Origin of the sequence: Nocardia neocaledoniensis, from assembly GCF_003182135.1 — a bacterium.
Lineage (GTDB): Bacteria > Actinomycetota > Actinomycetes > Mycobacteriales > Mycobacteriaceae > Nocardia > Nocardia neocaledoniensis.
In genome coordinates this window covers 689,579-709,857 of sequence record NZ_QGTL01000004.1, presented here as the reverse complement: position 1 = coordinate 709,857, position 20,279 = coordinate 689,579, and the positions used below count along the sequence as shown (strand labels likewise).

At 69.1% G+C, this 20,279-nt stretch carries 21 protein-coding genes, 1 tRNA gene and 1 other RNA gene; 11 read left to right on the top strand and 12 right to left on the bottom strand.

Features of this window, described 5'->3' with window-relative positions; translation table 11 throughout:
- Nucleotides 1-129: 129 nt before the first annotated feature.
- On the top strand, nucleotides 130-1,752 hold the full coding sequence (locus DFR69_RS15270) for a DUF2207 family protein (protein WP_110038159.1): 1,623 nt from the start codon (nucleotides 130-132) through the stop codon (nucleotides 1,750-1,752).
- Here DFR69_RS15270 and DFR69_RS34460 read toward each other — a convergent pair.
- The 4 genes from DFR69_RS34460 to DFR69_RS15255 all read right to left on the bottom strand — a co-directional run bounded on the left by DFR69_RS34460 (nucleotide 1,739) and on the right by DFR69_RS15255 (nucleotide 5,041).
- Nucleotides 1,739-1,894 (bottom strand): hypothetical protein, encoded by a 156-nt coding sequence (locus DFR69_RS34460; protein WP_167456242.1) that lies wholly within the window; start codon nucleotides 1,892-1,894, stop codon nucleotides 1,739-1,741. The genes DFR69_RS15270 and DFR69_RS34460 overlap by 14 nt on opposite strands.
- A gap of 130 nt (nucleotides 1,895-2,024) precedes the next feature.
- The gene (locus tag DFR69_RS15265) at nucleotides 2,025-3,311 is read right to left on the bottom strand and encodes an ROK family transcriptional regulator (RefSeq protein WP_110038158.1); all 1,287 of its coding nucleotides are present in this window, start codon (nucleotides 3,309-3,311) and stop codon (nucleotides 2,025-2,027) included.
- A 347-nt stretch (nucleotides 3,312-3,658) separates the two neighbouring features.
- Complete coding sequence (locus DFR69_RS15260) at nucleotides 3,659-4,357, bottom strand: DUF8020 domain-containing protein (protein ID WP_110038157.1); 699 nt, start codon at nucleotides 4,355-4,357, stop codon at nucleotides 3,659-3,661.
- Nucleotides 4,358-4,462: 105 nt separating this feature from the next.
- Nucleotides 4,463-5,041 carry an HhH-GPD-type base excision DNA repair protein gene (locus DFR69_RS15255; RefSeq protein WP_110038156.1) on the bottom strand — a complete coding sequence of 193 codons (579 nt, stop codon included), beginning with the start codon at nucleotides 5,039-5,041 and terminating at the stop codon, nucleotides 4,463-4,465.
- 76 nt (nucleotides 5,042-5,117) lie between these two features.
- Here DFR69_RS15255 and DFR69_RS15250 point away from each other — a divergent pair, with 76 nt between their 5' ends.
- Complete coding sequence (locus DFR69_RS15250) at nucleotides 5,118-5,924, top strand: methyltransferase domain-containing protein (RefSeq protein ID WP_110038155.1); 807 nt, start codon at nucleotides 5,118-5,120, stop codon at nucleotides 5,922-5,924.
- A 45-nt stretch (nucleotides 5,925-5,969) separates the two neighbouring features.
- Here the strand turns inward: DFR69_RS15250 and DFR69_RS15245 are convergent, their stop codons facing one another.
- From DFR69_RS15245 to DFR69_RS15235, 3 genes are all read right to left on the bottom strand, one after another.
- Nucleotides 5,970-7,262, bottom strand: coding sequence for an aspartate aminotransferase type Ic (locus tag DFR69_RS15245; RefSeq protein ID WP_110038154.1), 1,293 nt, complete (start codon nucleotides 7,260-7,262; stop codon nucleotides 5,970-5,972).
- Between the two features lie 149 nt (nucleotides 7,263-7,411).
- Nucleotides 7,412-7,506: signal recognition particle sRNA small type (ffs, locus tag DFR69_RS15240), an RNA gene on the bottom strand.
- Between the two features lie 14 nt (nucleotides 7,507-7,520).
- Nucleotides 7,521-8,096 (bottom strand): TetR/AcrR family transcriptional regulator, encoded by a 576-nt coding sequence (locus tag DFR69_RS15235; protein ID WP_308633186.1) that lies wholly within the window; start codon nucleotides 8,094-8,096, stop codon nucleotides 7,521-7,523.
- Nucleotides 8,097-8,259: 163 nt separating this feature from the next.
- Here DFR69_RS15235 and DFR69_RS15230 point away from each other — a divergent pair, with 163 nt between their 5' ends.
- The 3 genes from DFR69_RS15230 to DFR69_RS15220 all read left to right on the top strand — a co-directional run bounded on the left by DFR69_RS15230 (nucleotide 8,260) and on the right by DFR69_RS15220 (nucleotide 10,059).
- Entirely contained in the window at nucleotides 8,260-9,231 is a 972-nt protein-coding gene (locus DFR69_RS15230) for a hypothetical protein (protein ID WP_110038152.1), read from the top strand.
- A 66-nt stretch (nucleotides 9,232-9,297) separates the two neighbouring features.
- A tRNA-Ser gene (locus DFR69_RS15225) sits at nucleotides 9,298-9,385 on the top strand.
- Between the two features lie 257 nt (nucleotides 9,386-9,642).
- Nucleotides 9,643-10,059, top strand: coding sequence for a DUF5994 family protein (locus DFR69_RS15220; RefSeq protein ID WP_110038151.1), 417 nt, complete (start codon nucleotides 9,643-9,645; stop codon nucleotides 10,057-10,059).
- Nucleotide 10,060: 1 nt separating this feature from the next.
- Here the strand turns inward: DFR69_RS15220 and DFR69_RS15215 are convergent, their stop codons facing one another.
- On the bottom strand, nucleotides 10,061-11,497 hold the full coding sequence (locus DFR69_RS15215) for a threonine/serine exporter family protein (RefSeq protein WP_110038150.1): 1,437 nt from the start codon (nucleotides 11,495-11,497) through the stop codon (nucleotides 10,061-10,063).
- A 346-nt stretch (nucleotides 11,498-11,843) separates the two neighbouring features.
- On the opposite strand from DFR69_RS15215, the gene DFR69_RS15210 reads away from it, so the two are divergent.
- Together DFR69_RS15210 and DFR69_RS15205 are read left to right on the top strand one after the other, a co-directional pair.
- Complete coding sequence (locus tag DFR69_RS15210) at nucleotides 11,844-12,488, top strand: helix-turn-helix domain-containing protein (RefSeq protein WP_110038149.1); 645 nt, start codon at nucleotides 11,844-11,846, stop codon at nucleotides 12,486-12,488.
- Nucleotides 12,489-12,754: 266 nt separating this feature from the next.
- Nucleotides 12,755-13,219, top strand: a complete 465-nt coding sequence (locus DFR69_RS15205) for a helix-turn-helix domain-containing protein (RefSeq protein ID WP_110038148.1) — start codon at nucleotides 12,755-12,757, stop codon at nucleotides 13,217-13,219.
- Here DFR69_RS15205 and DFR69_RS15200 read toward each other — a convergent pair.
- Together DFR69_RS15200 and DFR69_RS15195 are read right to left on the bottom strand one after the other, a co-directional pair.
- Nucleotides 13,216-14,616: a wax ester/triacylglycerol synthase domain-containing protein gene (locus DFR69_RS15200; RefSeq protein WP_167456267.1), complete on the bottom strand. Its 1,401-nt coding sequence runs from the start codon at nucleotides 14,614-14,616 to the stop codon at nucleotides 13,216-13,218. The genes DFR69_RS15205 and DFR69_RS15200 overlap by 4 nt on opposite strands.
- Before the next feature lie 85 nt (nucleotides 14,617-14,701).
- Complete coding sequence (locus DFR69_RS15195) at nucleotides 14,702-14,899, bottom strand: DUF397 domain-containing protein (protein WP_232996102.1); 198 nt, start codon at nucleotides 14,897-14,899, stop codon at nucleotides 14,702-14,704.
- 430 nt (nucleotides 14,900-15,329) lie between these two features.
- Between DFR69_RS15195 and DFR69_RS15190 the strand changes: the two genes are divergently transcribed.
- From DFR69_RS15190 to DFR69_RS15180, 3 genes are read left to right on the top strand one after another with little or no spacing between them, the layout of a single operon-like run.
- Nucleotides 15,330-15,815 carry a DUF309 domain-containing protein gene (locus tag DFR69_RS15190; protein WP_110038145.1) on the top strand — a complete coding sequence of 162 codons (486 nt, stop codon included), beginning with the start codon at nucleotides 15,330-15,332 and terminating at the stop codon, nucleotides 15,813-15,815.
- Nucleotides 15,816-15,824: 9 nt separating this feature from the next.
- A complete protein-coding gene (gene gluQRS, locus DFR69_RS15185; protein ID WP_110038144.1) occupies nucleotides 15,825-16,751 on the top strand; it encodes a tRNA glutamyl-Q(34) synthetase GluQRS in 927 nt (308 codons plus the stop codon).
- Between the two features lie 42 nt (nucleotides 16,752-16,793).
- Nucleotides 16,794-17,489, top strand: coding sequence for an RDD family protein (locus DFR69_RS15180; protein WP_110038143.1), 696 nt, complete (start codon nucleotides 16,794-16,796; stop codon nucleotides 17,487-17,489).
- 66 nt (nucleotides 17,490-17,555) lie between these two features.
- On the opposite strand, the gene DFR69_RS15175 is transcribed toward DFR69_RS15180, so the two are convergent.
- The gene (locus DFR69_RS15175) at nucleotides 17,556-18,095 is read right to left on the bottom strand and encodes a DUF4190 domain-containing protein (RefSeq protein WP_110038142.1); all 540 of its coding nucleotides are present in this window, start codon (nucleotides 18,093-18,095) and stop codon (nucleotides 17,556-17,558) included.
- A gap of 62 nt (nucleotides 18,096-18,157) precedes the next feature.
- Between DFR69_RS15175 and DFR69_RS15170 the strand changes: the two genes are divergently transcribed.
- The gene (locus tag DFR69_RS15170; RefSeq protein ID WP_110038141.1) at nucleotides 18,158-18,931 is read left to right on the top strand and encodes a queuosine precursor transporter; all 774 of its coding nucleotides are present in this window, start codon (nucleotides 18,158-18,160) and stop codon (nucleotides 18,929-18,931) included.
- 48 nt (nucleotides 18,932-18,979) lie between these two features.
- Here DFR69_RS15170 and tgt read toward each other — a convergent pair whose 3' ends face one another.
- Nucleotides 18,980-20,233 (bottom strand): tRNA guanosine(34) transglycosylase Tgt, encoded by a 1,254-nt coding sequence (gene tgt, locus DFR69_RS15165; protein WP_110038140.1) that lies wholly within the window; start codon nucleotides 20,231-20,233, stop codon nucleotides 18,980-18,982.
- Nucleotides 20,234-20,279 lie beyond the last annotated feature (46 nt).

The window sequence follows — 20,279 nt, the reverse complement described above, 5'->3', positions numbered from 1 at the left end:
CCGGTCGTCCACCTGGACCGACCGGGCCATAACCGTACGGTGGTTGGGTCACGTCCCCCGTACCCCCTCGTCTCGTGAGTCGCCGACAGCCGCTGACGCAGAATAGCAAGCTGTCTAGAGTAAGCAGCCATGCTGACTTTTCGGGGGGGCGCCGCAGGCGCGCTGCTGCTCGCTTCGGCGGGTCTGCTCGCGGCCGCGCCGGTAGCCCACACGGAGCCCGCGCCGACCGGTGTCACGATCACCGCCGACCTCACGCTGACCGACGCCGGCGTGCTCGAGGTCACCGAGACGATCGGGGTGCCGGCCGACGGCAACTTCACGATGTCGCTGCCGTTGCGCCTGAAGGTCGGTGACGATGTCGAACGCCGGTTCAAGGTCACCGATGTCAGCGCGACCGGTGCGGGCACCGCGACGACCGTCAACGATCAGTTCGTCGTCGAGGCGAAGCCCGGCGAATCCAAGTTCACCTATTCGGTGCACAACACGGTCTCGGATTCGCCTGGCACACAGGTGTTCCACTGGCTCGGCGTGGTGAGCGCCGACATCGCCGCGCTGGACGTGTCGGTGATCAGCCCGAGCTTCCAGATGGGCGTGGTGGACTGCAAACTCGGCCCGGCGGGCAACACCAAGCCCTGCGCCGATGTGCACGTCGAACCCGACGGCGTGCTGTACCTGAGCCAGCGCGACCTGCGCAAGGGCGACGCCATCGACCTCACCATGCAGATGCCGCCGGGCACCGTCGAGGCGAATGCCGATGTGCGCGGCGGTGATACGAGCCCCTTCGCCCTGACCACGCCCGTGTTCGCCGCGTTCGGCGCGCTGCTGCTCGCGCTGGCCGGGATGGTCGCCTACGTTCTACTCGCCCGCAAGCGCGCGGCGGCGGCGATCGCGAGCAGCGACACCTTCGATCCGCTCGTCCAGCGCAACGGCCGGGTGGAGTTCACCACCCCCGACGGCGTACTGCCCGGCGAGGCCGGCCTACTGCTCGACGAACACGCCGACCCGGTCGACATCGCCGCGACCGTCGTGGATCTCGCCGTCCGGCGCTACCTGTGGATCACGCCGGTGAACGCGCGCGGTGAGGACGACTGGCGGATCAGCCGCGTCAACGCCCCCGACGATCAGCTGCGCGACTACGAACGCGTCGTCTACGACATGTTGCTCCCCGAGGGCACCGACACCGTGGCCGTTCGCGAACTCCGCGCGCCCGGCCGGGTCGAGCTGGAGCCGATCCGCGCCGCCATGCGCGACGACGCGGTCGCCACCGGTGCCTTCGCCGACCCGAAGCAGCGCGCCCTCCCCCGCTGGATCGGCATCGCGCTGATCGTCCTCGGCGCGGGCGCCACGGTCGCGCTGGCGCTGACGGCGGGCCACGCCCTGGTGGGCGTCGCGATCGCGCTGGCAGGCGTGGCCGCCGTGCTGCTGCCCACCTACCTGCCGACCCGCACCACCCTCGGCGACACGGTCGTCGGCCGGATCAGGGCGATGCAGCGCGGCCTGGACGCCGTGACGCGCCGGCAGATCCCGCCGATCGATCAGGAGACGGTCTTCTCCCGCGCCCTGCCGTACACGGTGATCAGCGGTCGCGCCGACAACTGGGTCCGCGTCTTCCGCGACATGGACCCCTCGGCCGATTCCCAGCCCGGCCTGTACTGGTTCGCCGGCTACGACCGCGACCGCGATCTGCACCGCTTCGCCGCCCAATTCCCGTTCTTCATCACGGCATTGGAGGGGGCGTTCAACCCGCGGTAGCCGACCTCAGGGCTGCCTGGCCGAAGTCGCGCAGCGCCACATCGCCGTACCCGCCGACGATCAGCAGGTCGACGATGATCCCGCCCAGCTGCAACAGCGCGTGCAGGTCGACATCGGGCTCGGTGACGACGGCCTCGGCCAAGCGCCGCCGGGAACCCCGACATCTCGAGCCACCGCCGCCGCCAGGCACGCACGTCGTCGGCGGGCGCCGAACCGCTCCTCCGGGTCGATTCACCGATCATGCACTGTTGGTGTCGCCCGGCGGCGGATTCTTACCCGCCGATGCGCCGGACCGCCGCGAGCGGGTCGGCGTAGAGGGCGCTGAGCGAGGTGACGACGGCGGCGAACTCCTGGACCTTGCCGCCGAACCCGCTGATCCGGATATCGGTGGGCGGCAACTGGGTGCTCTGCTGGAATGCCCTGGCCACGTGCGGCAGGGCGGGCCGGTAGCCGGTGAAGGCCTGGCCGCCGAGGACGACGCGGTCGGGGTTGAGCATGTCGCGGACCAGGGCGACGGTCTGGCCGAGCATGGTCGCCCGCTCGGCGAGCAGCTCCCGCGCACCGGCCGAGCCGGACTCGGCGGCCCGGTACAGGTCGGCGATGGTGGTGCCGCCGGTGCCGTTGTGGGCCGGGATGATCCCGCGACCCACCGCGCGGGCCTGCAGAGCCCGGTCGCCGACGGTCACTTCCAAGCAACCGCGCCTGCCGCAGCCGCACTGCACGTCCGAGCCGGTGGGCAGGTGCGCGATGGAACCGGGGCCGTTGCTCGGCGTGTGCACGCGACCGTCCAGGGTCACGGCGATACCCGCGGTCTCGCGGACGTAGAAGTAGAGGCTGCTGCCGGGCTGGTCGCTCGGCAGGTCAGCGGCGGGTTCGGGCCTGCGCGCGTCGAAGGTCGGCAGCAGCAGCTCCGAGGCAGCCATGGCCTCGACGTGCGGCGCGACCGAGACCGGCAGCTCGAGCACATCACCGAGCACCTGCCCGATCGGCGCGCCCTGCCACTCCAGTTTGGGATGGTCGACGACGCCGGTGTGCGGGTCGACCCGCCCGCCGATGGCAACGCCCGCCCACAGCGGCGTGCGCCGATGCCAGCGCTGCAGGAACGCCTTGGCGCTGCGGGCGACGGTGGTGACCGCGAATTCCTGGCCGGTCTGCGGGGTGGCGATGGCGAGCCCGCCGAGGATGCGGCCGCGCAGATCGGCGGCGACGATCTTGGTCGCGGCGGCGCCGACGTGGATGCCCAGCGTCAGATAGGCCTCGTGGTCGATCTCGAACGGCACCCGCGGCCTGCCGACCGCGCCGGCGGCGGTGAGGTCGGGGCGCTCGCGCAGCAGCCCGGCCGAAAGCAGCGCGGCCACTTGGCGATTCACGGTGGCAATGCTCAATCCCGTTGCCCGGGCGGCATTGTCGCGCGACACCGGACCGGAGACCGCGGTGCGCAGCACGGCGGCCGCGGGGTTGTCGCTGCGCCGCAGTTCAGGGGCGACGACGGGGCGGGAAACGCGCGGACGACCGGTAACCGTCCGCGTGCCGGGACGTTCGATGATGGGAGTAGACATATGCAGTTCCTTGCTGAAATCCCGTTGTCCCAACGAGATTGCCGACACGTGTGGCGTGGCAGCTCCGCGAGCCGGAACGGCTCAGCTGCGGCATCAGGAACGACACAGTTCGCGCGTCAACGGCAGACGCAAGCCCAGAGCGGCGGTCACATAAGTGACTCGCTTCGCGCTGAGATGGTTGCCGGACATAACAATCAAGTTAACACCGAATCCACTCCCCCAACAAGCCGAACCGGCGGATTGTGCCGAGCGGCACATCATTTCCGCAGGTCAGCGCAGCCGTCCAGGGGGCGCGAAAGCGCCCCACCCGGGTTGACCCGGCTGGGGCGCTCGCGATCCCGCGGTTGTTACTTGGCGGGCGGGGTGAAGGGCTGGTTGATCGTGGTGAAGTACTGCACCGCGGCAGCGATCGCGACCGGAGCGGTCACGAAGATCTGGCCCAGGATCACGCCCAGTGCGCCGATCGTGGTGGCACCGACGACGCAACCGGCGATCGGGCCGGCACCGAACAGGGCCAGCAGGACACCCGTCGCGACCAGACCGGCGGCGGCACCGGCGATGCAGCCGATGGCCGCGCCACCGAGGCCGCCCGCGAGGGTGCCGATCGAGGCGCCGAGCGAGATGGTCGAGGTCAGACGCGACCACGCCGCCTGCTCACGCTCGTACTCCGTCTTCCAGGGAGCCTTGTCCTCGTACGGCAGGGCGACGGGCTTGTAAACAGCCTTGGCGGGGTCGAGCTGCGGGGTCAGCACGGCCTTGTTGCCGGAGATCTCCGCGGCGATCGGGAGCTCGTAGTCGTCGAGACGGAACGACAGCGGGGTGCCGGCGACGGTGGCGCCGTTGGCGGCCTTGATCTTGAACACACCGTCTTCGACGACCAGGGAGCCGGCATCGGTGGTGATGACCGACTTCGAACCGTCGACGACCTCGGCCTTGTAATTGATCGGGGCGACCTCTTCCGGCGCCTGGGCGTGCACGGTACCGGCAGTCACGCCGGTAGCCACGGTCAACAGCGCCGCGACCACGGCGAACTTTCGCATCTTCATAAAACTGCCAATCCCTCATCTCGGTGAAGCTGATCCGAGACGAAAGCTTCGGGCAGATCAGCGCCGATGACGAGGGAAAAAAGCAGCCAGATCGTAACTAGGAATTCATCCGGCGGCCTTCGCCGCGGCCTTGGCCTGTTTCTTGAATTCCCTTACTTCGGACAGCGTTTCGGCGTCGACGACATCGGCGACCGACCGCCGCGACCCTTCGTCGCCGTAGGAACCGGCCGCCTTGCGCCACCCGTCGGGCTGCACGCCGCGCTGTTTTCCGAGCAGCGCGAGGAAGATCTTCGCCTTCTGCGCGCCGAATCCGGGCAGGTCCTGCAACCGGCGCAGCACCTCTTTCCCGTCGGGATCGCCCCTGGTCCAGATCTCGGCCGGGACGCCGTCGTAGTGCTCGATGACGTACTGAGCCAGCGCCTGGGCTCGGCGCGCCATCGAGCGCCCGTACCGGTGGATGGCCGGTGGCGTGGCGGCGAGTTCTTCGAATTCGGCCGGGTCGGCCTCGGCGATGCGGCGCAGATCGAAACCGCCCATACGCTCGGCGAGTTTGCGCGGTCCGCGAAACGCGTGCTCCATCGGATACTGCTGATCGAGCAGCATGCCGAGCAGCAACGCGAAATCATCGGTGCTGAGGAGTTCGTCGGCCTCGGCGTCCTGTGCCAGACACAGCGTACGAGTCATACATTCATCGTGACACATTTCACCACTAGCCTCTGATTTCATGCCAAGCACAGAGGCCCCCACGATGGCGGTAAGTATGACCGACTACACCCCTCGCCCTGACCGCTTCGATCAAGCGGGCAAGGACCAACTGATCGACGCCCACGACCTGGAGGTCACCCAACCGGGAATGCGCAGGCTACGGGCCTGGAGCCACGACGCGCTCGGGCTGCGGCCCGGTGAGCGCGCGCTCGACGTCGGCTCGGGAACCGGATCGGAGGTGTTCGTCTTCGCCGACGCGGTCGGCCCGACCGGCACCGCCGTCGGCGTCGAACCCGACATGAACCTGCTCGCCTCGGCGCAGCGCAGGGCGAAGGAGCGCGGCTCGACCGCGACCTTCGCCACCGGCGACGCCTACGGCCTGCCCTTCGGCGCCGATTCCTTCGACGCGGTGCTGTGCGAACGGGTGTTCCAGCACCTGACCGCGCCCGCGCGCGCCGCCGCCGAGATCGCCAGGGTGTTGCGTCCCGGCGGCCGCGTGGTCGTCGTCGACAGCGACTGGGCGACCGCGATCGTGCACCCGGGCGATCCCCGGGTGGCCGGCGCCGTCGTCGACACGCTGATCTCCTCGACCACCAATCCGCTCGCCGGCCGCAAGCTGGCCGGTCAGCTCAGTTCCGCCGGGCTCGTCGTCGACGAGATCGGCTCGCACGCGCTGGTGCAGGACCGCCGGGTGGGGGCCGGTGCGCTGGTCAGCCGGATCGCCGAGCTGGCCGTGCTGCGCGGGGTGATCACCGCCGCCGACCGCGATCAGCTCCTCGCCGACCTGCAGACGGGCGCCGACCGCGGTGACGTCCACATCTCGGTCACCATGTTCGGCGTCCTCGCGCACAAGCCGGAGTGAGCCGAAGCCGGGCGCGCACCCTGAGTACGCGCCCGGCCGGTGTGCTCAGTGACTCTCGAGCATCTTCTCGGTGGCGGCCAGCAGGACGCAGGTGGCCAGGCCGTCCATCGCCTTCTCCAGCTCCGGCAGCTGCGGGAAGGAGGGGGCGATGCGGATGTTCTTGTCCTCGGGGTCCTTGCTGTACGGGAAGGCCGAGCCCGCCGCGGTGAGCGCGATGCCCGCGTCCTTGGCCAGCGCGATCACCCGGGCCGCCGTGCCCTCGAGCACGTCGAGGCTGATGAAGTAGCCGCCCTTGGGCTCGGTCCACGACGCCACCTTCGAGGCGCCGAGACGGTCCTCCAGGATCCGGCGCACCAGCGCGAACTTCGGCTCGAGCAGCCTGCGGTGCTTCTGCATGTGCTCGCGCACGCCTTCGGCGTCGGTGAAGAAGCGCAGGTGCCGCAGCTGGTTGAGCTTGTCGGGGCCGATCGACTTCTTCGACGCGTGCGCGAGGTACCAGTCCAGGTTCGCCTTCGACGCACCGAAGAAGCTCACGCCCGCGCCGGCGAAGGTGATCTTGGAGGTGGAGGCGAAGACCAGCGGGCGGTTCGGGTTGCCCGCCGCGACGGCCATGCCGAGCACATCGAGCACCGGCGCCGCGGTGTCGGTGAGCGGGTGCACCGCGTAGGCGTTGTCCCAGAACAGGCGGAAGTCGGGTGCGGCCGCGGGCATCGAAACCAGCTCGCGGACAACCTCTTCGGAGAACACGGCGCCGGTCGGGTTGGCGTAGTTGGGGACCGCCCACAGACCCTTGATCTGCGGATCGTTCGCCAGCAGCGCCGCGATGGCCCTGGTGTCGGGGCCGTCGTTGTTCATCGGGATGGTGATCATCTCGATGCCGAGCGCCTCGGTGATCGCGAAGTGCCGGTCGTAGCCTGGGGCCGGACACAGCCACTTGATCGTGTCCTCCGCCGCCCAGCGGCGGGGGGAATCCGGGGTGCCGTAGAGCATCGCGAACACGATGTTGTCGTGCATGAGCTCGAGGCTGGCGTTGTTGCCCGCGATCAGGTTCTCGACCGGGATACCGAGCAGCTCACCGAAGATCGCGCGCAGCTCGGGCAGGCCGTTGAGGCCGCCGTAATTGCGGCAGTCGGTGCCCGATCCGTCGCGGAAGTCGCCGTCGCCGGGTAAGGACAGCAGCGCCGCGGACAGATCGAGTTGTTCCGGTGACGGCTTACCTCGGGTGAGATCCAGCGTGAGCTTCTCGGTCTTGAGCGTCGCGTAGTTCGCGGTCTGGGACTCGTGCTCGGACACGAGTTCCGCGTGGCTCATCAAACCGATCTGCGTTTGCCGGGGCATCCTGGGCAGCCTTTCGAAGCAGCTAGGTGGGGGGTACACGCCACGTTACCCGGCGGTTGCTCGGTATCGGTGGGGTATCCGGGGCCGGATGCGGCTCGCACACTGCGAAGGTGCGTAGGCGGAACGATCCGGCGGGGGTCCCCAGAGAATTAAGGGGACCCCGCGCACCCGGCAGAGCCCGTTGACCCTTGCTGCCTTCCGGCCCTGGGGGAGTTCACAGGATGCGCGCCGCGCGGGATCCGTCGGCCAGTGTAGCGGCTACCGGAGCGACTGGCGATCGGGGGGCGCGAACAGCAGGTCGGCGGCCTTGGTGAGAACTTCGAGGCGGGTGCGGCCCTCGTGATCGGCGGCGAGGAAGTGCCCGCCGATCACCGCGCAGAACGCGAGCAGGCTGCGGGCCTCGACCTCGTCGGGATCATCGCAGAATTCGCCGATCGTCTCGCGCAGCAACGCCATTCGACGGTTGTCGACGCGCCGCAGCCGCTCGGCGACCGCCTCGTCGCGGCGCGCCCAGGCCCGGATGGCGAGGTCGATGGGCAGCAGCCGGTTGCTGGAGAAGGTGAGCAGACCGGCCAGCCTGGCCTTGGTCTTGGGGTCCTCGTCGAAGTGCTCGACCTGCGCGAGCACCTGGTCCACGGCTTCGCTCTCCCACGTGTCGAGCAGCGCGAGCAGCAGCGCGTCTCGGTCGGCGAAGTAGCCGTAGAACCCGCCCTTGGTGACACCGATCCGCTTGGCGAGCACCTCCACCCGCACGGCGTCGACACCGTCGGCGGCCAGCACCTGCAGGCCCTCCTCGATCCATCTCGCCCTGGGAGTTCGCGCCGCGCCCACGATGTGTTCCACCCACTCTCGCTCGGCTGAGACCGCGACCGGCGGCCGGGGATCCAGTGTAGGCAGCTGGACGGTCGGTGCCCGGGATCGCGGCGGGCTGGCTACGATCGGTGCGACAAAGACGCCAGGGGGAATCCCCACGACTCGGAAGTAGGGGTTTCCGCGCGTGACCGGTCCGAATACGCAGCCGCCCGGCGATGGTGTCCCGCCGTCCGATCCCACGGTGCAGTGGTGGGAACGCCCGAGTGCCGATGCCACCCCGGCTCAGGCCGATCCGACCGTACTGCGCGGCGACATCGGCGGCGGCTACACCGCCCCGCCCGCCCAGTATCCGTCGACGAGTGTCCCGTACCAGCAGGTCAACCCCTATGCCCAGGCCGGCGGCACGCCGCCGCCGAACTACTACGCGCAGCCGCAACCACAGCCCCAGCCCTACGCGGCGATGCCGCCCCAGCAGCAGTGGGGCGCGCCGCCCCGGCCGCCGTCCTCGGGCAACAAGGTGGTCTGGTGGATCGTCGGCGGCTCGATCGCCGTGGTCGCGGTGCTGATCCTCGGGCTGGTCGTGCTGGTCAACAGCACCGAGGACGACCCCAACCCGTTCGGCCCCGATTCGTCCGAGTGGGCGGGCGACTACGCCTTCAAGGACGGCATCAACGCCTGCGACCTGGTGGACCTGACCGTGCTCAACCAGTGGTCGACCACCCGCGAGACCACCACGCACACCGAGCGCGGCCCGTCGGAGTACATCGGCGGCGGCTCCTACGACTGCGATGCCAAGAACAAGGAGTCGGGCCGCTCCGGCAACGAGGCGAGCCTGTCGCTCGAGGTCGAGTTCAAGTCCAGCGGCACCGGCGAATCCGACTACGCCCGCTGGAAGGGCTACGACACCAAGACCACCGGCAAGGGCTACGAGAACGGCCCGGTGACCGGACTCGGTTCCGAGGCCTACTACGCGATCGAGCAGCAGACCTACAGCTCGCTGCCGAACGACTACTCCTACATCGTGGCCGCCCACGACAGCAACATCTCGGTGAAGGTGGAGCTGGACGTCTCCAAGATGGGCAGCTTCGAGCGGGCCGCCATGCAGACCGTCTGCGAGAACCAGGTCCGCAAGGTCCTGGCCGCGCTGAAGAAGTAGCTGGTAGGGCGCCTGCCCGGGGGCCGGTTTGGCATCGGCCCCCTGCCACCCGCTATGCTGCTCCACGGAGGATTCGCCTAGTGGCCTATGGCGCTCGCCTGGAACGCGGGTTGGGTTAACGCCCTCAGGGGTTCAAATCCCCTATCCTCCGCCACAGCAGGGCCCTGATCGGTTCGCCGGTCGGGGCCCTGTTTGTTTGATCGGTGGATCTGTCGGTGGGCGTCCGTAGAGTGACCCACGACAGTGCGGGAGACCCCCACCGCTTCCACTCACCTGATGTCGCCGCTCGAGTGTGCGTGCCGACACAGTCGAGTGGGTACCCAGACCCAGTGCCCGTCCGTAAACGGACGGCGTGCGCCGGTCGATGTCTCGTCGACCGCGCCCCCGGAATTCAGAAAGAACACCGACACAGTGAATACATCACCTGACACGAGCATCGGCCGCGACGCGGCCGGGCCGATCCGGCTGATGCTGCGTGATCGCACGGCCACCACCGGCCCGATCGACGGCGCCTGGTGGCCGCGCACCGACCAGCCGATGACCGAACTGCACCAGCTGGTGCAGGCCGTCGCGCCGCGGATCGGCAAGCTCGCCCGGCTCGGATTCGATTGGAACGCCCTCGAATCCGGCGCCACCGACCAGGTCTCGCAGATCATGCACCTGGTCGGCAGCAACGACGCCGCCCTGGCGCTGCTGGTGATCCCCGCGGCGACCGAGGCCGCCGCTGCCCGCAGCCAGATGCGCTGGGCCGCGGGCAAGCCACGCATCCAGGACCCCGCGCCCGCCGACACCGCCGCCGACGGGCCACGCACCCTCGTCCAGACCTAGTTCACCGGTCGCTCGTGTAGGTCGGGTCGAAGTCGCGGGGCGTACCGCGACGGGCGATCAGACGGTCGAACCACTCACCGAGGACGACACCGGCGGCGAGCGCGCAGCCCACACCGAAGGCGCCGAGGATCTGCCCGAAGCCGAGCAGCGTCTCGTCCTCGAGCAGCGCGTACAGACCGCGGTACACCTTCAGACCCGGTAGCAGCGGCGTGATACCGGCGACCGCGACGACCAGCGGTGGCGTGAGCGCGCGGCGCGCCATCAGACCACCGGCCAGGCCGACCAGCGTCGCCGCCATGCCGGAGGCGACGACCGGCCCGAACCCGATGTCCTGGGCGACGAGGAAGGCCACGGTGCCCGCCGCGCCGCTGAGCCCGGCGGCGAACAACGCCCTGCGCTCGGCGTAACACGCCATCGCGAAGGCGATCGCGGCGACGGCACCGGCGGCGACCTTGATCGCCAGATACTCGGTGTCGCGTCCGGCGCTGGCCGCGATCTCGGGCACCTTGATCCCGACCATCGTCGAAACCCGCAGGGCCAGGCCGATACCCGCGACGATGCCGCCGGTCATCATCACCACTTCGAGCATGCGGGCCGCGGCGGTGATCGGCGCGCCGGTGATGGCGTCCTGAACGGAACCGACGAGCTGCTGCCCACTGAGCAACACGGTGATCCCGGCCGCGACTATCAGGGCCGCGTCGGCCTGCCAGTGTTCGTCGAACGCCGACAGCGCGATCGCGGGCGCGGCCGCGATCACCCCGCCGACCATGTGCTGGAAGAAGATGGGCAGACCGAGCTGATGCAGCGCCCGGTTGACCACGTCGATCAGCGCGGTCGTGGCGAAGCTGATGATCGCCAGGACCGCGCCGCCGCCGAGCAGCACCGCGATCGCCGCCGCCAGCAGTGACCAACCCGCCGTCGACACCCAGCGCGGATACGGGTGGCGGGTGGAGACGATCTCGTCGAGCGCCGCGTGCGCCTGATCGACCGGGACGACGAAGGCGCGGATCAGGCGGGTGAGCCGGTCGACGGCGGCCAGCCGGGTGAAGTCGAGGGACCGGTACTTCACGATCCGCATGTCGCTGGCCGGCGGCAGCAGCGTGCCGCGGTCGGCCGTGATACGAATCGCGTCGAAGGTGACGTCGATATCGCACTTGTCCAGGCCGTAGGTGGAGGCGATGAAGCGCACCTGCGCCTCGGTGTCGGTGACACCCGTGCCCGCGGCCAGCACCACCTCGCCGACCCGCACCGCCAGGTCGAGCACCTGCGACACCTCGGCGTCGTCGCTGAGGTCGATCGGCCGCAGCGGCGCGGGCGCCGCCGTGATGTTGTCGGCCGTGGCGCGCTGGGCGGGCAGAATGAAGAAGGGTCGGCGCAATCGCAACCGGTGCCACAGGCTGGGGCGCTCCTCGCCGTCCACCATCGCGTCCGTACTCATATGTCGACCGTAACGGCGTGCGGTGCGGATCATCCTTCTGCAACAAGTTCGTCAACGTGTCGTCGTGTCACGGCGCGTCGGTGAGTCAGATGTCCTCGATCAAACCGGTGCTGTAGGCCGTGGCCGCGAGGTGCTGCAGACAGCGCGGACCGCACCCGTCGTGCGCAGTCAGCACGAAACGGGCCTGCTGGAGCGAAGAGATGGGAGAATCGGCGACGCAGTCGGCATGTGCGCGGCGCCAGTACTCTTCGCGAGCCAGGATCGCGGCGCGCGATGACGGCGGGTCCGGGGTTGACGTGTCGAACAGGGTGTGACGGTAGGGGCCGGCGATGGAGGCGATAGCTGTATGAACACCGGGACGGGGAAGGTGATCCAGGAGCGGCGGCGGTTGCTCGGGCTGTCGCAGCCCGCGCTGGCCACCGCGATCGGGGTCAGTTCGCGCCAGATCACCAGGTACGAGTCGGAGGAACAGTCGCCGACGCTGCCGGTGGCGATCCGGTTGGCCGAGGCGCTGCAGATCTCGCTCGCGGAGCTGGCGGGCATCGTCGACAACCGCATCGACCTGGCGGGCCGGTGGTGGGCAGCCTGGCAGAAAGCGGCGCAACACGGTGAGCAGGTCGAGGTGACGCCGGTGACGATCCGGCACGAGGGCGACCACCTGCTCATCGACGCGGACGCCGAACCCACTGCCGCGCACGACGATCCGGCCGCGAAGATGCGCGGCGAGATGCGGGTGTGGGACGGCGACGCGCTCACCGGGTGGGTCCGCGGCATGGACGTCTCCTGGCCGATCGGCAGCATCTACTACTCGCTGCACCCCCAGGGCGCTCATGCGGTCGGCTCGTGGACGACGAAATCCGGCGAGGACGGCGTCGTGCGCGGCTGGAGCGCGCTGGCGCGCGAGCGCTCCGACGCCGAGGACCTGCTCTCCGAGCTGGTCCGCACCGACGGCGCGGTCGAGTCCTGGCCGCGCAGCCCGCGTTCGGCCTGAAGCCGCCGGTAGATCTCGCCCACCGTGGGACGGTCGTCGTCGGTGGGCGGGAGGAGTAGCAGGAAGCGGATCAACGCGCCGAATACGAACAGTCCCACACCAATCCACAGGTAGATATCCATCTGTTCCCCTCCGAACCAGTCGATGCCTGCACGGGTGGCGCGTATGGTGGTGTCGAAGCCGCCGGAGAAAAGTATGGTCGCCGTCAAGACCTTTTGGACAGCAAAAAGCGTCTACAAACGTCTACAGTTCTCTACGATGGGTCCATGTCCAGTCGGGGCGAGCAGGGGAACGGCGCGACGACCGTCGTCGGTGCGCGATTGCGGCAACTGCGTGAAGAGGCCGGACTATCGCTGACCGCGCTGGCCACCCGCGTCCCGTACAGCAGGGCCGCACTCGGTCACTACGAAACCGGCACGCGCGCAGCGCCTTCCGAGGTCATCGCCTGGTACGAGCGGATCCACGCGCAGACCGTGCCCGTGCTGCCCGCCACCCGGCGCCGCGATCCGCGCGCCGCCGACTCCGCGCTGGTGGCGGCGATCGCGAACGGGCTCGGCGCCGCCCGGCCACTCATCGAGATCGGCCACCCCCACCGCGGCGACACCGGCTACTTCTGCCCGTTCCGCATCGACGGCGTCGTGGAAGGCGAGGCGGCGGGCACCGATCCGGCGACGGCGCTGCACTCGGCGCTGCGCGCCATCGGCCGCGAACTCGGCCGGGCCCGCGACTAGCGCGCCGCGACGACCTCGTCCAGCGCCGCGGCGAGCAGGGCCAGGTAGCGGTCCGGATCGGCCAGCACCGCGGCGTCGAAATGCACTGACAGCGTGATGGTCTCGCCGATGCCGTGTAGCCCATGGGTCAGGTGCATGACCGTACCGAGGGCGGGGAAGCCGCCGGTGAACAGCACGGGCGCGCCGGCGAAGGCGAGGTCGGCGGGGCCGCGGTAGACGCTGGAGAGCACGGTGTTGCCGTCGATGGTCTCGGGCACCACGTCGAGGTCGGCGCGCGCGACATCGCGGGCGGTCAGCAGCGCCGGGACCGCTTCGGTGACCCAGCCCTGCACGGCCAGCAGCGGATTCAGCGCACGCGCACGGCGGGTGGCGAGGTCGGCGGCGATCAGGGCGGCGCGACGGGCGAGATCGGGTTCGTCGACGTGCAGGTCGATCGAGAGGCCGCGGTAGCTGTTGCGGGCCTGTCCATCGGCCGGGACGGCCATCGGGAGCGCGGCCCCGAGGCGGTCCGCCGGCTCGCCGCGCTCGGCCAGGTAGGTGGCCATCGCCCGCGAAACAGCGGTCAGCGCAACGACAGTCACGGTGCGCCCGGGGACGCGCAGCGCTGACCGGTCGAGGACGAGCAGGCGAACCCGATGCGCGAGCACGCCGACCGGCGCCGCGGGATTGAGCGGTGTGGGCGCGAAGCCCGGCGTCGGTGCGGGAACCTCCCCCGCCGCAGTGCGTTCGGCCAGTTCCCGCTGCGCCAGATAGGCGGCTCGGCCGCGTCGCGCCGTCCGCAGCACCTGCCCGGGAAGGCGAAGTGCGCCAAGCAATCCACAGATCTGTCCCCAGTAATCCACAGGCACCAGCCGAGTTTTCACAGGTCCGACCGGGCGATCTGTCGAGTTGTCCACAGGCATCCCGGGAAGGCTGTGGACAACTTCGGTGTCCGCGGCGAACAGTGACCGCGCGATCGCCGCGGCCCGCGTGCCGTCGGCGAGGGCGTGCGAGAGCTGGAGCACCACGACGAGAGCGGGCCCCGTGGCGTTCGGCACATCGCGCACGCCGCGGAAAACATGGATACGCCAAGGGGATTCGGTGGCATCGACGCCGGTGCCCAGAAGTTCGCCCACCCGGTCGAGCAAGGTGGGCCATGCCGCGTCGTCGGGGCGATGCACGACGAATTGCTGGGGCGTGAATTCGGCGGACTCCCACCGTGGATAGCCGAGGTTGCCGGGAATCTCGCGCAGCCGGATCCGCAGATCCGGAATGGTCGCCGCCCGCGCTGCCACGAAGGCGCGGAGTTCGGCTGTGGTCGAGCCGGTTTCGGCGAAGCAGTAAAGCAGGAACATGTCGTTGGCGGTGCGGCGGGACAGCCAGAACATGGTCGCGTCGCGCGGCGCCATCGAGGTCATCCGGCCACGATAGGTCACCACAGAGAAGGCCCCGAGTCCTACCGACCCGGGGCCCGTGCTGCCTTCATGAGGCGCATCGTGCGGTTCAGCCGCGCGCGAACTCTCCCGCGGCCACATCCGCTAAGAAGGCCCGCCACTCCCCCGAACCGAAGGCGAGGATGGGGCCGCGGCCGCGGTCCTTGGTGTCGCGGACCGCGACATCGCCACCGGCGAGAAACGCGACTTCGACACAGTTCCCGTCGGGTCCGCTGTAGCTGCTCTTCCGCCACACAGCGTCCGTCACATCAACCTCCACGGCACTTACTCCTTTGCATGATCGAGAACGGGATTACTCCAGGAATCGTTGCCACATTCCGAAATCCGGCGCGATCGACGAGTTACTTCGTGACAGACACAGCACTGTCACACGGTGCGCGCAACCGACCGGCACGAACCAGCGCATCGAGGCTTTCCGCCTCCGGGGGCTGCCCCCGCGGAAGAAACACTAGCAGGTCTTCCGCAAGTTTGCGGATGAGAATTTGCTTTCTCATACAGGTTTGCCAACCTTGCGAAGCTTCACGTTTGCGGGGGCATTGCCGGAGCCCTATACCCATTCCATATCCGGCTGACACATCAACAATTACTTCCATGTGATTAGTCCGTGATACGTCAAACTCTCACCCGTCCCAAGCGCCCCGTGCGCACCACGGGCATGCCGTGTGGATCATGGAGGAATGATCTCCCGTGACCGCGATGCCGCAGGTCGTGCCCGCAACGACCGCCCTCGAGACCGACTCGGTCGGCCCCTGCCACCCGGCAGTGCCGGAGTCGCCCGAATTCCGGACGATCTCGAGCTCGGCCCCCAGCAAACTCTCACCTTCGCTCAGCAACTGCTGGACGACGGATTGGCATTCAACGCCCACGAGGTATTGGAGGCGGCATGGAAGAACGGGCCGGTAGCCGAGCGGATGCTCTGGCAGGGCCTGGCCCAGTACGCCGTCGGCATCACGCACATCCAGCGTGGCAACACCAAGGGCGCGGGTACGCTCCTGCGCCGCGCCGGCGAGCGACTCGGCGCCTATCCGGCGAATGCGCAGCAGCACGATGTCGACCGTGCGGGCCTGATCGCCCACGCGCAGGACCTGCTCGCCGCGCTGGACGCGGGCGCCCCCATCCCCGACGACCGGCTGCGGCCCCGGCTGCGCCGGGAGCCCACCTAGGATGGTGCGGTGCCAACCAGCCCATCCACCGGCGCGGGCCGGTACGCCCCGAGCCCCTCGGGTGACCTGCACATCGGCAATCTGCGCACCGCGATCCTGGCCTGGCTCTTCGCCCGTACCACCGGGCGCGCGTTCGTGCTCCGCGTCGACGACCTCGACCGCGTCCGCCCCGGTGCCGCCGAACGCCAGCTCGACGACCTCGCCGCCGTCGGCATCGACTGGGACGGCCCCGTCGTGTATCAGTCCACCCGGCTGCCGAGCTACGACGCCTCCGTCGCCCGGCTCACGGCCGCCGGGCGCACCTACGAGTGTTACTGCACCAGGCGCGAGATCCAGCAGGCCGCCACGGCACCACACGGCCCGATGGGCGCCTACCCCGGGACCTGCCGCGACCTGACCGAGGCAGAGCGTGCCGAAAGGCGCGCACAGGGCCGGCCCGCCGCGATCCGGCTGCGCGCCGATGTCGACGAGTACGTGATCACCGATCTGCTGCACGGCGAATATCGCGGAGCGGTCGACGATCTGGTGCTGCGCCGCGGCGACGGCGTCCCCGCCTACAACCTGACCGTCGTCGTCGACGACGCGGCGCAGGGCATCGATCAGGTGGTCCGCGGCGACGACCTGCTCGCCTCGACGCCCCGCCAGGCCTATCTCGCCGAACTCCTCGGCCTGCCGGCGCCCGTGTACGCGCACGTGCCGCTCGTGCTCAATCGCGAGGGCAAGCGTCTGGCCAAGCGCGACGGCGCGGTGAGCCTCGCCGACCAGCGCGCCCTGGGCAACACGCCCGGGGATGTGGTTGCGGCGATCGCGAATTCGCTCGGCTACACCGCGCGCACAACAGCCGAGCTCCGGGAAGTGTTCGAGCCCCAGCGCATCCCGGTGAAACCGTGGATACTCGAGCCCATCGGGTTGTTCCGACCAGAGGGATGTCCGTAACGTACGCAGCGACCGATCTACTGATCACGACGAGGACGAATTATGACCAGCGGTGGTTACGACCCCAATCAGTACCCGCAGGGCGGTCAGCCCGGCGGCTACGGCCAGGACCCCTACGGCCAGCAGCCCGGCTACGGGCAGCAGCCGGGTTACGGCCAGCAGCCGGGGTACGGGCAGCAGCAGCCGTACGGCCAGCCCCAGCCCGGCTACAACCAGGATCCCTACGGCCAGCAGCAGCAGCCGGTGTACGGGCAGGACCAGTACGGCCAGCCCTCCTACCCGCAGGACCCGTACGGCCAGCAGAACTACGGTGGCGTGCAGCCCGCCGATCTCGGCATCCGGATCGGCGCGCGCATCATCGACAACCTGATCGTCGGTATTCCGGTGGCGATCGTGGTGTACCTGATCTTCACGGGCACCACCGCCCAGATCGTCCAGGGCCTCGTCGGCTCGCTGGCGCTCTACGGCTACTTCATCGCGATGGAAGTCACCCAGGGCACCTCGCTGGGCAAGAAGATGCTCGGCCTGCGCGTCGTCGCGCCCGGCGGTGCGCCGAACCTGACCCCGGAGCAGTCGGCCAAGCGCAACCTGTTCCAGATCGTCGGCCTGATCCCGTGCGTCGGCAGCCTGGTGAGCCTCGGCCTGGCCATCTACATCATGGTGACCATCTCCCAGGACCCGAACAAGCAGGGCTGGCACGACAAGTTCGCCGGCGGCACGCAGGTCGTCAAGGGCTGATCATCAGCTGACGAAAACGTCAGGGGCGCTTCCGGATCCGGAAGCGCCCCTGATCTCGTTTCACGGTCAGTACGTCGACGTGGACGAATCCAGTCCGCCCGCTACGCCGAGCACGATGACGAACACCACGTACAGCAGGCCCAGGACGAGGGTGATCGCGCCGATCCAGATGCCGGCCAGCGCCATGCCGCGGCCCTCACCGCCGCGCTCCTTGATCTGGTTGAGCGCCATCACGCCGAGGATGATGCCCACGATCGAGCCGATGCAGGTGCACAGCCCCACCAGCGAGGACACCAGCGCGCCGATGGCGAGCCCGTTGGTTCCCTGCGGCTGCGGGTACGCGCCGTAGGGCTGGTAGCCCGGCGCCGGGGTGGCGCCGTAGACCGGCGGCTGCTGCGGATACTGCGGCGCGGACGGCTGCTGGTAGTTCGGGTACTGCGGCTGCGACGGCGGCGGGACCGGCTGCTGCGGGTACTGGGGCGCTGAGGGCTGCGACGGCTGTTGCTGGGGGTACTGCGGCACCGAACCCGGCGCGCCGGACTCCGGCGACACGCCGGAGCCGCCGTACTGCTTCCACCACTCGTCGGAATCGCCGGGATTCGTCATTGGTACAGCCTATTCCACAACCGCCGCCCGTGAGGTACCCCGACCTTGGTTGGATAGAGGCCGTGACTGACGCAAACTCGCTCGACAAACCCGCCGAATCTGGACACCCCGCGCCCGAACACGCGGCATTCGCCCAGGTCGCGCGGGGGTTCTATCCGGTTATCGTCGCCGTTTTCACCGCGACACTGATCATCTCGAACATCTGCGCCACCAAGGGTGTCGAGTTCTTCGCCGACTCCTCGGTGATGCTCGGGCCACTGCAGATCCTGCCGATCGCCACCGACGGCGCCTTCTTCCTCTTCCCGCTCGCCTACATCCTCGGTGACGTGCTCAGCGAGGTGTACGGCTTCCGCGCCACCCGCCACGCCATCTACACCGGCTTCGCCGCGCTGCTGCTGACCGTCGGCGCGTTCGCGATCGCCATCCGCCTGCCCGCCGCCGGCTTCTACGAGAACCAGGAGGCGTTCCGCACGGTCCTCGGGACCACGCCGCAGCTGGTACTCGCCGGGCTGGCCGGGTATTTCGTCGGTCAGCTGCTGAACTCGGCCACCCTGGTGCTGATCAAGGAGCGCACCAAGGAGAAGCACCTGTGGGCCAGGTTGCTCGGCTCCACCGTCGTCGGCGAGTTCGCCGACACCCTCATCTTCTGCTCGATCGCGGCGACCGCCATCGGCATCGACAGCTGGCAGTCGTTCGTCAACTACGTGATCGTCGGCTTCCTGTGGAAGACACTGGTCGAGATCATCGTCATGCCGATCACCTACCGGGTGATCGCGGTACTCAAGAAGACCGAACCGACCTACGCGCCGGCGAAGGCCGACGCCCTGCACGACTGAGTGCGGGTTCGAGCGGCGGGCCGGATTCCGGTCCGCCGCTTCGCGTCTCTAGGCGCCGGGCGCCTTGATCCGGCCCTGCCACCGGCCGAGGAACTCCGACTTGAACTCGTCGAAGTAGCCGCCCTCGATACTGGCCCTGATCCGGTCGACGAGCCGGACGGTGAACCGCTCGTTGTGGATGGTGCAGAGCGTGGCCGAGAGCATCTCCTTGGCCTTGAACAGGTGGTGCAGGTAGGCGCGGGTGTAGTGCGCGCAGGTGTAGCAGTCGCAGTTCTCGTCGATCGGGGTGAAGTCGCGCCGGAAGCGGCTGGTGTTGATGTTGAACCGGCCCTCGTCGACGTAGATCGCCGCGTTGCGCGCCACCCGTGAGGGATTCACGCAGTCGAAGGTGTCGGCGCCGTTCTCGATGGCGACGAACATGTCCTCGGGCTCGCTGATGCCGAGCATGTGCCGCGGCTTGTGTTCGGGCAGCTCGTCGCAGCACCAGCCGACGATGGTGCCGAGGTTGTGCTTCTCCAGCGCGCCGCCGATGCCGTAGCCGTCGAATTCCGTTCCGCCCGAACCGCGGATCGTCTCGAGGTCGCGGCAGGCCTTGCGGCGCAGGTCTTCGTACTGCGCGCCCTGGATCACCGCGAACAGCGCCTGGTAGGGGCGGTGGCCGCGTTCGCCGGTGAGTTTCTCGTGCTCATCGATGCAGCGCTGCGCCCACTCGTGCGTGCGCTGCAGCGACTTCTCCTGGTAGCCACGGGTGTTCAGCAGGGTGGTCAGCTCGTCGAAGGCGAACATGATGTCGGCGCCGAGCTGGTGCTGGATGCCCATCGACACCTCGGGGGTGAAGCGGTGCTTCGAACCGTCGAGGTGGGAGCGGAAGGTGACGCCGTCGTCGTCGACGGTGGCCAGGCGTTCCTTGCCCTCGGCGATCACCTCGTCGGAGCGGATGTCGACGGCCTCCATGGCCAGCACCTTCTTGAACCCGACGCCCAGCGACATCACCTGGAAGCCGCCGCTGTCGGTGAAGGTGGGCCCGGCCCAGTTCATGAACCGGCCGAGGCCACCCGCCTCGTCGACGATGTCGGCGCCCGGCTGCAGGTACAGGTGGTAGGCGTTGGCCAGCAGCGCCTGGGCGCCGAGGTCCTTCATGGTCTCGGGCAGCACCGCCTTCACCGAGGCCTTGGTGCCGACCGGGATGAAGGCGGGCGTGGCGATCTCGCCGTGCGGGGTACCGATGACGCCGGTACGTCCGTGCCGCCCGCCGTCGAGACGGGTGCCTACGGTGAAGGAGAACTCGCTGGGATCGGCCACCAGCCCATCGTGCCAGGGCCGGTGACCGCGGTATCCGGGGGCTCCG